Annotated in this window: 11 protein-coding genes; 7 read left to right on the top strand and 4 right to left on the bottom strand. The window is 71.2% G+C overall.

From position 1 onward, the window contains the following. Nucleotides 1-88 precede the first annotated feature (88 nt). From ACFVQ0_RS30805 to ACFVQ0_RS30790, 4 genes are all read right to left on the bottom strand, one after another. Complete coding sequence (locus ACFVQ0_RS30805) at nt 89-904, bottom strand: SURF1 family protein (RefSeq protein WP_390092476.1); 816 nt, start codon at nt 902-904, stop codon at nt 89-91. 59 nt (nt 905-963) lie between these two features. Beyond that, the gene (locus ACFVQ0_RS30800; RefSeq protein ID WP_078852816.1) at nt 964-1,197 is read right to left on the bottom strand and encodes a hypothetical protein; all 234 of its coding nucleotides are present in this window, start codon (nt 1,195-1,197) and stop codon (nt 964-966) included. A 63-nt stretch (nt 1,198-1,260) separates the two neighbouring features. Continuing rightward, a complete protein-coding gene (locus ACFVQ0_RS30795; RefSeq protein WP_390092475.1) occupies nt 1,261-2,268 on the bottom strand; it encodes a DEDDh family exonuclease in 1,008 nt (335 codons plus the stop codon). Nucleotides 2,269-2,308: 40 nt separating this feature from the next. Beyond that, a complete protein-coding gene (locus ACFVQ0_RS30790) occupies nt 2,309-2,953 on the bottom strand; it encodes a TetR/AcrR family transcriptional regulator (RefSeq protein WP_390092474.1) in 645 nt (214 codons plus the stop codon). Between the two features lie 124 nt (nt 2,954-3,077). Here ACFVQ0_RS30790 and ACFVQ0_RS30785 point away from each other — a divergent pair, with 124 nt between their 5' ends. The 7 genes from ACFVQ0_RS30785 (at nt 3,078) to ACFVQ0_RS30755 (ending at nt 13,464) form a co-directional block, all read left to right on the top strand. Then, nucleotides 3,078-3,878, top strand: coding sequence for an acetoacetate decarboxylase family protein (locus ACFVQ0_RS30785; RefSeq protein WP_390092473.1), 801 nt, complete (start codon nt 3,078-3,080; stop codon nt 3,876-3,878). Then, nucleotides 3,875-4,759: an SDR family NAD(P)-dependent oxidoreductase gene (locus ACFVQ0_RS30780; RefSeq protein ID WP_390092472.1), complete on the top strand. Its 885-nt coding sequence runs from the start codon at nt 3,875-3,877 to the stop codon at nt 4,757-4,759. The genes ACFVQ0_RS30785 and ACFVQ0_RS30780 overlap by 4 nt, the downstream gene beginning before the upstream one ends. Before the next feature lie 19 nt (nt 4,760-4,778). Continuing rightward, a complete protein-coding gene (locus ACFVQ0_RS30775) occupies nt 4,779-6,059 on the top strand; it encodes an amidohydrolase family protein (protein ID WP_390092471.1) in 1,281 nt (426 codons plus the stop codon). Beyond that, nucleotides 6,056-7,282 (top strand): amidohydrolase family protein, encoded by a 1,227-nt coding sequence (locus ACFVQ0_RS30770; protein ID WP_390092470.1) that lies wholly within the window; start codon nt 6,056-6,058, stop codon nt 7,280-7,282. Before ACFVQ0_RS30775 ends, ACFVQ0_RS30770 begins: the two co-directional genes overlap by 4 nt. Before the next feature lie 89 nt (nt 7,283-7,371). After that, nucleotides 7,372-12,546 (top strand): caspase family protein, encoded by a 5,175-nt coding sequence (locus ACFVQ0_RS30765; RefSeq protein WP_390092469.1) that lies wholly within the window; start codon nt 7,372-7,374, stop codon nt 12,544-12,546. Beyond that, a complete protein-coding gene (locus ACFVQ0_RS30760) occupies nt 12,530-12,856 on the top strand; it encodes a hypothetical protein (protein ID WP_390092468.1) in 327 nt (108 codons plus the stop codon). Before ACFVQ0_RS30765 ends, ACFVQ0_RS30760 begins: the two co-directional genes overlap by 17 nt. Continuing rightward, nucleotides 12,853-13,464: a hypothetical protein gene (locus ACFVQ0_RS30755; RefSeq protein ID WP_390092467.1), complete on the top strand. Its 612-nt coding sequence runs from the start codon at nt 12,853-12,855 to the stop codon at nt 13,462-13,464. The genes ACFVQ0_RS30760 and ACFVQ0_RS30755 overlap by 4 nt, the downstream gene beginning before the upstream one ends. The last annotated feature ends 2 nt before the right edge of the window (nt 13,465-13,466 follow it).

Genomic DNA, 13,466 nt, shown 5'->3' with positions numbered 1-13,466 from the left:
CCGACGGGAGGCGGGAGTCACCCCGCCGGACGACGGTGCCGGAAGGTCCCGCACGCCGGGCACGGCGCCGCGCGGGCCCGACACGCCGTCAGGCCTTCGCGGGCTCGGGCTTCCCGGGCTCGGCCGGGGAGTCCTGCGCCCCGGCGGCCTCGGCCGCGGCCGCCACCAGGTCGCGCTTCTCCCGGCGGGCCAGCACCACGTAGCCGACCGGCACCCCGGCGGCGAACAGCCACCACTGCACGGCGTACGCCATGTGCGGGCCGATGGAGCTGTCGTCGGGGGCCTCGATCAGCTCGGGCTTGCCGCCGGACGGCACCGGTCCGGTCTGTTCCAGGTAGCCGCCGAGCACCGGCCGGGAGAGCAGCTTGGCCTGCTGGGCGCTGTTGATCAGCATTACCTGGCGGTCCGGCAGGTCCGAGAGGTCCTTGATGCCGCTGCTGCCCGTCGTCTCGTCGGCCTTGAGCCGTCCGGTGACCGTCACCTCGCCCTTCGGCGCGGCCGGTACGTCGGGGAAGGCGCGCTGGTCGTCGGCGGTGGCGATCCAGCCCCGGTTGATCATGACCGTGCCGCCGCCCTTGAGGTCGAACGGGACGAGCACGTGGAAGCCGATGGAGCCGTCGGTGGACGTCCTGCGCCGGACCACGACCTCGTGCTTCTCGTCGTACGTCCCGGTGGCCTTCACCGCGCGCCAGTAGTCGGAGCGCGGGACGACGTGGCCGGGCGAGGTGAGCGCGGCGACCGGAACAGGTTTCGCCTTGAGGTTGTGCGAGATCAGGGCGTTCTGCGCGACCTTGTGCTCATGCCGGTGCAGCTGCCAGAAGCCCAGCTCGATCATCGTGGGGATCATGACGAGGGCGAGGAGGGCGAGGATCAGCCACTGCCGGGTCAACAGGAAGCGGTACACCCCATGACGGTACAACCGCGTCATGGGGTGCATCGCGGAGGGGGTCGGCTGTCCGGTGCTCAGACTTTGTCGATGATGCCCACCTTCCCCTCCGCGCGGGCGCAGTGACCGCCGCAGAACCAGTGCCCGTCGACCTCCACGCCCTGGCCGATGACCTGGACCCGGCAGTGCTCACAGATCGGCGCCATCCGGTGAATGGCGCAGGAGAAGCAGTCGAAGACGTGCACCGCGCCCTGCGCGTGCACCTCGAAGGACATCCCGTAGTCGTTTCCGCATACCTCGCAACGTGCCATGCGCCACAGGGTGGGACGCGAGGGGGCGGCGGGCGAGCGGCGGGCGGGCGAGTCGCCCCCGGTTCACTCCGATGACGGTGTGGCCGACGAGCCCTTCGATGACTCGGCCACGTCCCGCAGGAGATGGGTGAACGCGCTCTCCTCCAGGATCGGGGTGCCGAACGACTTGGCCTTCACCGTCTTCGACGTCGCCGCGTCCGGATCGTTGGTGACGAGCAGGCTGGTCAGCCGGGAGACGCTGGTCGCCACATGCAGCCCCGCCTCCACCGCCCGGTCCTCCAGCAGCTCGCGGTCGATCGAGGTGTCCCCGGAGAACGCCACCCGCATGCCCTGCATGAGAGGTTTGTTCTTCTCGTACCGTCCCGGGTTGGGATACGGGCAGGCCGGACGCTTCCGCGAAGGACGCCAGCCGGTCTGGCCGCCGCCGTACGAGGCCTGGTGGCCGATCCGGGGGGTGACGGGGGAGTCCGACCACTCGGTCAGCGGCCGGCACTCCAGCAGCGGCAGCCTGAGCCCGCCGCCCGCCGCCGCGTGCAGACTCGGGCGGAACGCCTCGGCCAGCACCCGGGCGTCGTCCAGCGCGTGGTGCGCGCGCTGCTGTACGACCCCGAAGTGCGCGGCCAGCGACTCCAGCTTGTGGTTGGGCAGCGGCAGCCGCAGCTCCTTGGAGAGCGCGATGGTGCACAGCCGCTGCTGGACCGGGGCGATCACCGAGGCGCGCGCGTACTCCCGGGCGAGCATCGACCAGTCGAAGGCGGCGTTGTGCGCGACCAGGACCCGGCCGGTGAGCCGTTCGGAGAGCTGGCCTGCGATCTCTGGGAAGAGCGGGGCGCCTTCGAGCACGTCACTGGTCAGCCCGTGGATCCACACGGGGCCGGGGTCCCGCTCCGGGTTGACCAGGGTGTACCAGTGGTCCTCGACGTTGCCCTGTGCGTCCAGGCGGTAGACGGCGGCGGAGATTATCCGGTCGTCCCGTGCGAGGCCGGTGGTCTCCACGTCGACGACCGCGTACCCCTGCGGGTAGGCGGTCGGCCACGGTGCTGCGGTCTGGCGGTCGTCGAGCATGGTCACAGAGAATACGGGCCGCGACCGACAGTCCCCTATTCGGCCGTCACTCCCGGTCCCCCTCCGCCGGTCCCGAGCCCGCCAGCAGCCCGTCCACCAGCGCCCGCAGCGAGGTGGTGAACAGCCGGTCGGGGTCCGCCGGGCGGGCCAGCGAGCGGGCCAGCGCCGGATCGCCGCCCGCCGTCGACTCGCCCCACAGATCGCCCTCGCCCGGTGACTGGACGGGGGACCGCTCCCGGTTCCGCTCCACCAGCAGGAAGCCGACGGTGTGGAACTGCACCGCCCGTACCGCGTCCGCAGCGCGGGCGCCGCGCAGCCCGGCGGCGTGCACCTCGTGGACGAGCGCCCGCTGCGCCGGCAGGAACATCCGTTCCGTCAGTCCCCGTTCGTGGACCATCGCGATCAGATGCGGCCGGGCGCGCAGTTCGCGGCGCAGGCCGCGGGCCACCGAGACGATCCGGGCGGCCGGGTCCCGGCCGGCCGGGCGCAGGGTGCCCATCTCCTGGACGGTGCGCTCCACGAGGGCGTCCAGCAGCGATTCGCGGTTGCCGACGTGCCAGTAGATCGAGGTGACGGCGGTCCCCAGTTCGGCGGCCAGTTTCCGCATGGTGAGGGTCTGGGGGCCGTGCTGCCGCACCAGTCCAGCGGCGGCCACGAGGACCTCCTCGCGGGTCAGCGCCGATCGCGCCACAGCTCCTCCAGGTCCAGAACTCCGTTACACGCACGGCTATTTACCCTTCATCGTCTCCGGTGTAACTGTGTTACAGAGCCCGGCGGAGAGCCGGGACACGGACGACGCAGAAAGGTGGCACCGCATGGCACGGGTACGGTACGGCGCGCGCACCGAGGCCGAGATCGCGGCATCCCGCGAGGCCCGCTCCAGGCTCCCCGACATCTGGTCGACCGGCGTCACCGCCGTCTGGGAGAGCGACCACGAGGCGGTGGCGGCCGTCCTGCCGCCGCCCCTGAAACCCGCCGGGCGCCCGCTGGTCCGGGCGAGCGTCAGCAAGGTCGACCTGCCCGGCTATCCGCTCGGCGCGGGCTCCGTCGCCGTCGCCGCCGTGCACGACGGGCACGAGGGCTGGTACCCGCTGGTCATGCCGATGACCCACGAGCGGGCGCTGACCGGCGGCCGCGAGGTGTTCGGCGAACCGAAGAAGCTGGGCGAGGTGACCGTCGAGCGCGAGGGACTCGTCGTCCGGGCCGCTCTCGTCCGCCACGGCATCGCCTTCGTCGAGATCCGGGGAGCCGTCGACGGACCGCTCCCGCTGCCGGAACCCACCACCAAGCTCGACTTCTACTTCAAGTTCCTGCCCGCCGTGGACGGCGACGGCTTCGACTCCGGACCCGTACTGATCCACTGCACCCGGCACGAGAAGGTCCGCAAGCTGGAACGGATCACCGGCGACGTGGTGCTGCGCGAGTCGGTGTACGACCCGGTCGCGGACCTGCCAGTCCGCAGCCTGCTCGAAGTCACCATCGGGGAGAAGACCAGCGACCAGCAGGGCAGGGCCGTGGAGCGGGTCAGCGCCGACGCGCTGCTGCCGTACGTCCACCAGCGCTACGACGATCCGCAGCAGATCCACGACGGACCGCCCGAGGGGAGCGTCCGATGAGGCTGGAGGAAGGCCAGACGGCCGTCGTCACCGGGGCCGCGAGCGGTATCGGCCTCGCCATGGCCCGCCGGTTCGCGGCCGAGGGGCTCAACGTCGTCCTCGCGGACGTGGAGGAGGGCGCGCTCGACAAGGCCGCCGGCGAACTGCGCGAGGACGGGGCACGGGTGCTGGCCCGGCAGGTCGACGTCAGCGAACGCGACTCCGTGCGGGCGCTGGCCGAGGCCGCCTACGACACCTTCGGCGCCGTGCACGTGCTGTGCAACAACGCCGGGGTCGGTTCCGGTGCGGAGGGCCGGATGTGGGACCACGAGCCGAACGACTGGAAGTGGGCCTTCGCGGTCAACGTCTGGGGCGTCTTCCACGGCATCCAGGCCTTCGTGCCGCGCATGCTCGAAGGCGGCGCCCCCGGCCACGTCGTCAACACCTCCTCCGGTGACGGCGGGATCGCCCCGCTGCCCACCGCCTCCGTCTACGCGGTCACCAAGTCCGCCGTCGTCACCATGACCGAATCGCTGTACGCGCACCTGCGGGCGGAGGGCGCGGCGGTCGGCGCCTCCGTCCTCTTCCCCGGCCCGCACATGCTCCGCACCGGACTGTGGGAGTCGCACCGCAACCGCCCGGAGCGGTACGCCAAGGAACGCCCGCGCCGCACCCCGTACCGCAGCCTCGACCAGTGGGAGAGCGCGATGAAAGCGGCGGGCCACGAGGTGGAGTTCACCCCCGTGGAGGACGTCGCCGCGACCGTCGTGGACGGCATCCGCGCCGACCGCTTCTGGATGCTCCCCGACAGCGAGCGCAGCGACAGCCAGATCCGGGCCAGGTCGCAGTCGATGCTCGACCGGTCCAACCCGTCGTACCTGGAGAACTTCATTCTCGACTGACTCGACTGAGGAGTGAGCCATGACCGATGACGACCCGTACCTGATCATCTCCTCCGACTGCCACGCCGGACTGCCCACAGAGGAGTACCGCCCCTACCTCGACAGCCGCTTCCACCGCGAGTTCGACGAGTTCCTCGCCGGACGCGACCGCCGCCGCGAGGAGATGACCCGCCTCGGGGTCCGCAACGAGGCCTTCGCCGACAAGTGGTTCCAGGACAACGAGGAAGGGCTCAGGGGAGGCTGGGACTCCACCCAGCGGATCAAGGAGCTGGACGGCGACGGGGTGGCGGCCGAGGTCGTCTTCCCCGACGCGGACGCCGTGGACAGCCGCACCGCCGCCCCCTTCGGCGTCGGCCTCGGCCTCTCCGGAGACCAGGACCCCGAGCTGGGCATGGCGGGAGCGCAGGCCCACAACCGCTGGCTCGCGGAATTCGTCTCCCAGCACCCCGAACGCCACTGCGGGGTCGCCCTGCTGCCCGTCACCGGCGAGCCCGGCCGGGTCGTCGCGGAGATCCACCGGGCCAAGGAATCAGGGCTCGGCGCCCTGATGATCCCCTCCATGTGGGTGGACAAGGCCCCCTACCACGACCGCCGCTACGACCCCGTCTGGGCCGCCGCCGCCGAGACCGGGATGCCGATCGTCACCCATTCCGGCGCGGCCCCGCGCCACGAGTACGGCGACCACCTCGGCATCTACGTCTCCGAGGTCACCTGGTGGCCCTCACGCCCGCTCTGGTTCCTCCTCTGGTCGGGCGCCTTCGAACGCCACCCCGGGCTGAAGTTCGGCGTGGCCGAGTCCGGCTGCTGGTGGCTGCCGAACCTGCTCTGGTTCATGGACCGCCTCTACCTCGGCGCCCACGGCGGCAAGAAGCTCTCCCCGTTCGCGGAGCTGAAGCGCCCGCCGCACGAGTACCTCGACCGCCAAGTGTTCATCTGCGCCACCAACACCAAACGCCGCGAGCTCGCCCAGCGCTACGAGATCGGCGTCGACAACATCCTCTGGGGCAGCGACTTCCCGCACCCCGAGGGCACCTGGCCGAACACCGCGAACTGGCTGCGCGACACCTTCCACGACATCCCCGTCACCGAGACCCGCCGGATGCTCGGCCTGGCCGCCGCCGAGGTCTTCGGCTTCGACACGGACAAGCTCGCACCCGTGGCCGCCCGCATCGGCCCCACCCCCGCCGACCTGGGCCAGAGCACCGACCAGGCGGCGGTGGAGGCATCATGGGCCCGCTCCCGCGAGGTCGGCCGGCACTGGCTGACCGACCACGAATTCCCGGTCCTGGGGGCGTCATGACGAACCGTTACACCGTCATCTCCGCCGACTGCCACGCCGGCGCCGACCTCCTCGACTACAAGCCGTACCTGGAGTCGGCGTACCACGACGACTTCGACGCCTGGGCGGCCACCTACGTCAACCCGTACGAGGACCTGGTCGCCGACACCGCCGACCGCAACTGGAACTCGGACCGCCGCCTCGCGGACCTGGAGGCGGACGGCATCGTCGCGGAAGTCGTCTTCCCCAACACCATCCCGCCCTTCTTCCCCTCCGCCTCCCTGATGGCGCCCGCCCCCTCCCGGGCGGAGTACGAACAGCGCTGGGCCGGGCTGCGGGCCCACAACCGCTGGCTCGCCGACTTCTGCGCGGCCGCGCCCGGCCGTCGCGCGGGCGTCGCGCAGATCCTCCTCAACGACCCGGCGGAGGCGGCCCGCGAGGTCCGCCGCACCAAGGACGCCGGGCTCACCGGCGGCATCCTGCTGCCCGGCGCCCCGCCCGGCTCCGGCGTCCCGGAGCTGCACTCCCCGGCGTACGACCCGCTCTGGGCGGCCTGCGCCGAGCTGGACGTCCCGGTCAACCACCACGGCGGCTCGGCCTCGCCGCCGCTGGGCGACGAACCCGCGGCCCGCGCCGTCTTCATGGTGGAGACCACCTGGTTCTCGCACCGGGCGCTGTGGCACCTGATCTTCGGCGGGGCCTTCCGCCGCCACCCCGCCCTGAAACTGGTCCTCACCGAACAGGGATCCGGCTGGATCCCCGGCATCGTGGAGATGCTCGACTACTACCACGGCCGCCTCGTCGCGGCGGCGACCCGGGCGGCCACCGCCGAGTCCAAGTTCGGTGCGGGACTAGCCGCTTCGATGGGCGCGCCTCCCAGCGAGGTCTGGCGCGACAACTGCTACGTGGGCGCCAGCTTCATGCGCCCGCACGAGGTGCCGCTGCGCGACCGGATCGGCCTCGACAAGATCATGTGGGGCAGCGACTACCCGCACGACGAGGGCACCGCCCCCTACTCGCGCGAAGGCCTGCGCATCGCGTACGCCGGTCTCCCGCCCGCCGAGGTCGCGGCGATGACGGGCGGCAACGCGGCCCGCGTCTACGGATTCGACCTGCCCGCCCTTGACCGGATCGCCGCCACCGTCGGCCCGACGGTCCAGGAGATCGCCGAACCCCTGAAGGAGGTTCCAGCGGGCGCGACCAGCCCCGCGTTCGCCCCGGGTGGGTCGGTAAGGGTCTGGTGACCCGTTGTGGCCGAACCCGTCGGACCGGCGCCCTTCCTGTGGCAGGGTGATCGGCACCGAACAGGTCCGACGGGGAGGTCGCAACGGCCGTGAGCGACAGCATGCAGGCGCTTCTCATCGCGGTACCGCGATACGTACTGCACCAGCAATTCCCGAGCCTGGCCGACGTGGTGGCCAAGGACGTCGAGTTGATGGACGCCGCACTGCGCTCCTCCGGGTACAGCGTCGAGATCCTGGGGCTCGACCCGCAACGCCCCGCGCAGAAGGCCACAATCACCAGCGCCATCAGCAAGGTCTGCTGCACGGCCCCGGAGGACAGCACCGTGCTGATCCATTTCACCGGCCACGGGATCTCGGTGGACGGATCGGACTACCTGGTGCCCGCCGACGCGGAGCTGGACTGGTCGACCGAGCCCCACCGTGTCAACGTGGACAACCTGATCGGACTCGACCTGACCACGTTGCTCAAGGGCTGCAAGGCCGGCACCGTCCTGCTCACCGTCGACGCCTGCCGGGACACCGACTCCGAAGCGGCCCCCTGCCTGGGCGGTCCTGCGGCCAACTTCCCCTCGTGGCGCGACCGGGTCGCCGTCGTCTTCGGCTGCGCGGCCGGCCAGACCTGCGGCTCGGACGAGCACGAGGGCAGTCACTTCACCCGGGCACTCGCGGAGGCCCTCGCCCAGAAGAGTTCACCGCGGACCGTGGGGGACGTCATCTCCTACAGCACCCGCAGGACCGCCGAACTCGCCCGGTCGGCCCAGCATGTACAGCGGCCCAACCCGCAGTACGCGCCGAGCGGACCCGCCGCGATCTCCGGGGTCCAGCTCTGCTCCGGACAGATCCTCCACGAGGAGTGGTCGCGGGCAGTGCTGGACCCGGACCTGTGGGCCGCGGCCGAGGGCGGCGAGGACCGCAGGCGCTCTCTCCAGCGGGCCCTGACGCGGCTCACCGACGACTGCGCCCGGCTGCGGGCACTGGCGATGGCGGAGGTCCCCGACCCGTGGGCCGACGACAGCTATCCGGTGCGGGTCCTGCTGAAGGGGCTGCGCCCCCTGCTGGCCCCGTCGGCGACCCAGGGCGGCCGGTTGCTCGACCCCTGTGAAATGGCGGTGCTCATGGCGGCGCCGTTCGTCCGTGAGGCCGTGTACGCCATGGGGATCAAGGAACTGGCGGGCGCCGAACCCTTCCGGCTCGAACCGGCGACGGGCGCGCTGGGAGACGACCCACACCGGATCGACCTGGAACACACCTACGCGGCACACCCGCTGATCTGGCGCAAGGGACGCGATCTCGCGCACCGGGGTGCCACGGAGGACGCGAAAGCCGTCGCCGCCTGGCTGATGCACCGTCATGTCCTGGGCAGGGAGGAGCTGTGGCACAGGTTCGGGCGGAATCTGCTGAGCCCGCTGGCCGAGGCGATCCTGGAGGCGGACAAGGGCTCCTCCCGGTCTGAGGAGCTCCTGAGCGAGGTGCTGCGGGTCTGCCGTCAGACGGCTGTCCCCCCGGCGCAGCCGTACGCGGGTGAGTACGAAGCCGTGGACGGGCCGCAGCGGCCGTCGCAGCTCCAGCCCCCGGCAGGTCCCGCGGAGCAGTGGCGGCCGAGGGAGCTGTCCTGGCTCATCGGCCTGGCGGGGCTTCTCGGCGGAGATCTGCGGGACCTGCCGGGCGTCATGGTGGACAACATCGGTGTGACGGACGGCCTCGCTCCTGCGCAGGCGGTCAGCGCGGTCCAGGACCTGCGCTGGTCCAGGGAGCGGTTCGGCACCGGCCTCGATCTGGACCTGCCCTGCCCGCACCCGGCCGTTCACGCCGCGATGGAGACACTGACGGGCTGGGCCGACGAGGCCGTGCAGCACATCGGGCAGCACCTTGTACCGGGCGAGCTCCCCGGTCCGCTCGCGTTCCTCCCCGAGCGCGTCACCTGCCGCAGGCTGAGGCCGAGGTACGACGCGGACGGCGGTGACGCCTACGAGCTGCCGCTGATGCGCTTCAGCCTCGCCGAGGACGAGATGCGCGAACTCCTCATGGGCCCCCAGCTGTACGGGGACCGGGCCCTGGCGCTTCGGGAGCTCTACCAGAACGCGCTGGACGCCTGCCGCTACCGAAGGGCGCGGGTGCGGTACGGCGCGCTCAAACAGGGCGTCGAGCAGCGGTGGGACGGCGAGATCGTCTTCCGGCAGGGCGTCGACGAGCAGGGCCGCGCCTACGTGGAGTGCGAGGACAACGGCGTGGGGATGAGCCGTACCGCACTGCGCGGCACATTCTCGCGAGCCGGGCGCCGGTTCGAACAGTCCAGGGAGTACCGGAGGGAGCAGGCCCGCTGGCGGGCCGTGGACCCGGAACTCAAGCTCTTCGCGAACAGCCGCTTCGGCATCGGGGTGTTCAGCTATTTCATGCTGGCCGACGAGATCAGCATCTGGACCCGGGTCACGGACGAATTCGGCCGCCCGGAGTCGGGCCGCGGCCTGCGGGTGGACATCGCGTCCAGCGGAAGCCTCTTCCGAATCAGGGAGAGCGACGTGTCACAGCTCGGTGGCGGGACCAGGGTGCGCCTCCATCTCAACGACGACGAGGTCGACGTGGCCGCGGAACTGGCCAAGTACGTGTGGCGGAGCGACTTCGCGATGCGGGTCGAGCAGGACGGCGAGGTGGTCAGGGAGTGGGAGAAGGACGTCCTCTACTACAACGGCGACCACACCAGCCCGGTCAGGGCCGACCGCGACACCTGGTGGGTCCACGGCCGGGGCTGTCTGCTCGCGGACGGGATCTGGACGCCCTCCGAGGACGACCGGCTGGGTGCCGGTGACGGATTCTCCCAAGTGGCCTACGGACGGGAAGGCCGGATGTTCGGGCAGGTGGTCGACCTCAGGGAGACCCACGCCGCGGAGCTGAACGCGAGCCGGACCCGCATTCTCAGCCACGACAAGAACGGGCTGACGGCCCGGGTCCGTGCCCTGACGGAACACATGGACATCCCCTCCTGGTTCAGCGTGGAGTGGCTGTGGCACTTCTCGCACAGCCATCCCGGATCCGCGGAGCCGTTGCTCAGGAGGCTCTTCGAAACCGATGCGGAGGTGCCCAGCACGACCAGCTGGGACCGGTCCGGCGTGGCCATGCGCGAGATCGGCTGCCTTCCGATGGACCTCGTGCTGCACCGGGGCGAGAAGACCGGAGGTCTCGAACACAACTACTTCAAAGAGGTGCTGCCCGGACTGCTGGCCTGGCGGGTGGCGGCCCTCCGCGCGGCGCGTATCCCTGTCGAAGCCCGGTGGATCGGCGTGGTGGCGCCGGATTCGCTGGCCGGATATCCGCAGCCGCTGCCCTACGAGAGCAGAGTGGTCGCGGGTGAGTACGGAGAGAGCGTCGAGCTGCTGGCGGCCGTGCTCCCACGCGTCGGGGAGCGGCCGATGACAGTCGGCGCGGTCCTTCGCCGCCTCCGCAGGTATGCCATCGCCGGTCTGGAAGTCCTCGCTGTCGAGGATCTTGAGGCCACTCATTCGGTTGAACTCGATGCCACGGACTGCGAGCTGCTCGCTGTTGACACGAGCTGCCTGCTGCCGCCGGGCGGTGATGAGGTGAGTGAGGACGAGCAGGAGCGACTCGCCCGGGCGCTGTACGTGCTGCGCACCGCATCGGTCAGAGCCCGGCTCCCGTGGTCGGAGGCGCTGACGAGGGTCGCCCGATTCCGTACGGCCGGACTTTCGGTGCCGCCGCTGCGGATCGAGCTCGACAGGGTCCCGAAGGGCCCGAAGGCGACCACGCGTGAGCTGGAGGTGTTGTCCCTGCACCCCGCTCTCGCGGGGGACGAACCGCGGGAGCGGCTTGAGAACCATCCGTCACCGGAGGAGTTCGAGGAGATCGTCCGACGGTATGAATGGCTCGGGCTGCCACAGAACGTCGCGATGGCCGAGACCCGGGACCGAACCGAGCCGGACGCCGCGTGGACGGAGGTGGACCGCGCGTTCGAGCGCACATCCTGGGGGCGAGACCCGGTCCTCGGCCCGCCCCCGCGACTCTGGGCGGCGGCGGCCGCCAGGACGTCGATGACGGTGGGTGAGGTCCACGAGCGCTGCGCACCCTATTTCGCAGAGATGGACCTGGCGTTGCCCGACCTGGAGGGGATGAAGGACCGTACCTTCACCAAGCTGGAAGCGGCCTTGGTGGCGGACCCGTCCACGCCCGTCGATCGATACGAGCCGTACGTGATCCGTCCCAGCGAGTCGCCTCATCTCGCGCCTCTCGTCGAGATCGCAGTGGCTGTGCGGACCTCGCAGGCGGACAGCGCGGACATGGCAGAGGCGCTGAGGAGCCTGGCGGAATCCGGGCTCGTGGACGACCGTGCCCGCGGGTTCGTCGACGACTGGATCGGCGTCCCGCAGGAGGACATGAAGCTGTTCATGCCCTGGTCGTGGAAGTTGGACGGAGTCGACAACCCGGGGGGCCCGCCCCGGGTGGACTCCGCCTACGCTTTCGCCGTGTCGTCCGCCTGCCGCCTTCCGCTGGCGGCGGTCTACGCGAAACTCACCGCGCTGGCCCCCCTGCTGGGCGTCGAGTCCATGCTGGAGCCCCTGCCCGAGACCCTGTCCGACGTGATCGTCGGCTCCGCGGACGCGAACGCCAGCTGTGAGTGGACCTCGGGGGAAGTCCGGTGGCTGCCGGAACCCCGTGCGGCCGACCTGGCACGACACGGCTCCACCGGACAGAGCACCCTTGGCGAGAGCCTGGACGCGCTGAGCCGGTTCGCCCCGCTCGGCAGCCCGTGGCAGCCCCGGACGGACGCGGCCGACTCGGAGTGGGCGAACTGGCGGCCCGCCCCGCACGACAGCGCGATGTTCGACGACGACCTGGCCGGTGACCGGCCCGTCGCGCCGATCGACCTGCTGCGGGTCGCCGCCCGCTTCGGCTGGCCCATGGACCGTGCCTGGGACCGTCTCGCGCTCTACCGGCCCTTCGGTGTCGAACTAATCGTCGAGCGACCGGAGTTCTCCGACATCCCGCTGTGGCAGGACCTGATCCTGCTCACCGAGGAGTACACCGGCCGCGCCCCGGCACTCCACGGCCCCGTGTCCGGCGACCGCGTCGCGGTCACCGCGCGGGAGCTCGAATGGACCACGGACCGGGTCGTGGAGCGGCTGCGCCTGTACGCCGGAGTGTTCGGCCTGGAGGTGCCGCAGACGTACCCCGCGGCCCCGGCACCGACCCCGCCCGCCACGCCCTACCGCCCCGCACAGGACGAGAGGAAACCGGATGCCGCCCGCGCATGATCTGACACCGTTCCGCGAACAGGAGCTGGCTCCCGCCGGGAGCCCCGCGGTCGTACGTTCCGCAGACGGCCGCTGGTACACGGTCACCGGCCCGTGCCCGAACTGCCACGCGAGCAGCGTCTTCCGCGTTGCCTACGGGCTGCTCGGCCCGCACAAGGGGCGGCGGCGGTTCCTCGGCCGGGGCAACACCCCGGACAAGCTCACCGGGAGCATCCTCGTCTACTGCCAGTGCGGGTTCCCGCATCCGGAACGGCCTGCCGAGTCACCCGACACGGGTTGCGGCGCCTTCTGGGATGTGCCGGTGCCATGACAGACCTGACCAGGAAGCGGTTCGCCCAGCTCGGCCAGCAGCTCGGGCTGGAACAGCTCACGGCCGTCCGCAAGCAGGCCGAGGGCTGGCGCAACGGGCTGACCGCGCTGACCGGGCTCATCGGAGTCGTCTTCGTCCTCAAGGGGCCGGACAGCGTGGCCGGGATGTCCGCGGCTTGGCGCTGGACGACCGCGCTGCTGCTCGTCCTGGCCTTCCTCCTGCTGCTGACCGGAGCCCTGTCCGCCGTACGCGCCGCGCACGGGCAGCTCGGGAACGGAACCTGGCTGACCGGGGACGAACTGCTGACCGCCGTCCTGGACGAGGTCGAGCGCACCCAGGATGTCCTGGCCACCGCGCGTCGCTGCTCGGTCGTCGGCCTCGTGGCGGTCGTCGCGGCCATCGCGGTGACCTGGGTCGTTCCGGCGAAGGAGGACAAGAAGCCCAAGCCGGCCGGCCCGACGGTCGTCGTTTCCACGAACGCCGGCACCGTATGCGGTGAGCTGGTGCTGAGCGATCGAGCCGCGGTGACCCTCAAGGTCGCCGGCAAGAAGGCGTTGCGACGGATTCCGGCGCAGGACGTCCGCTCGCTGGCGCCTACGGGGTGTTGACC

This window comes from Streptomyces sp. NPDC057900 (assembly GCF_042887885.1).
GTDB lineage: Bacteria > Actinomycetota > Actinomycetes > Streptomycetales > Streptomycetaceae > Streptomyces.
The sequence above is the reverse complement of the archived record's forward strand: the minus strand, read 5'-3'. Positions and strand labels throughout refer to the sequence as shown.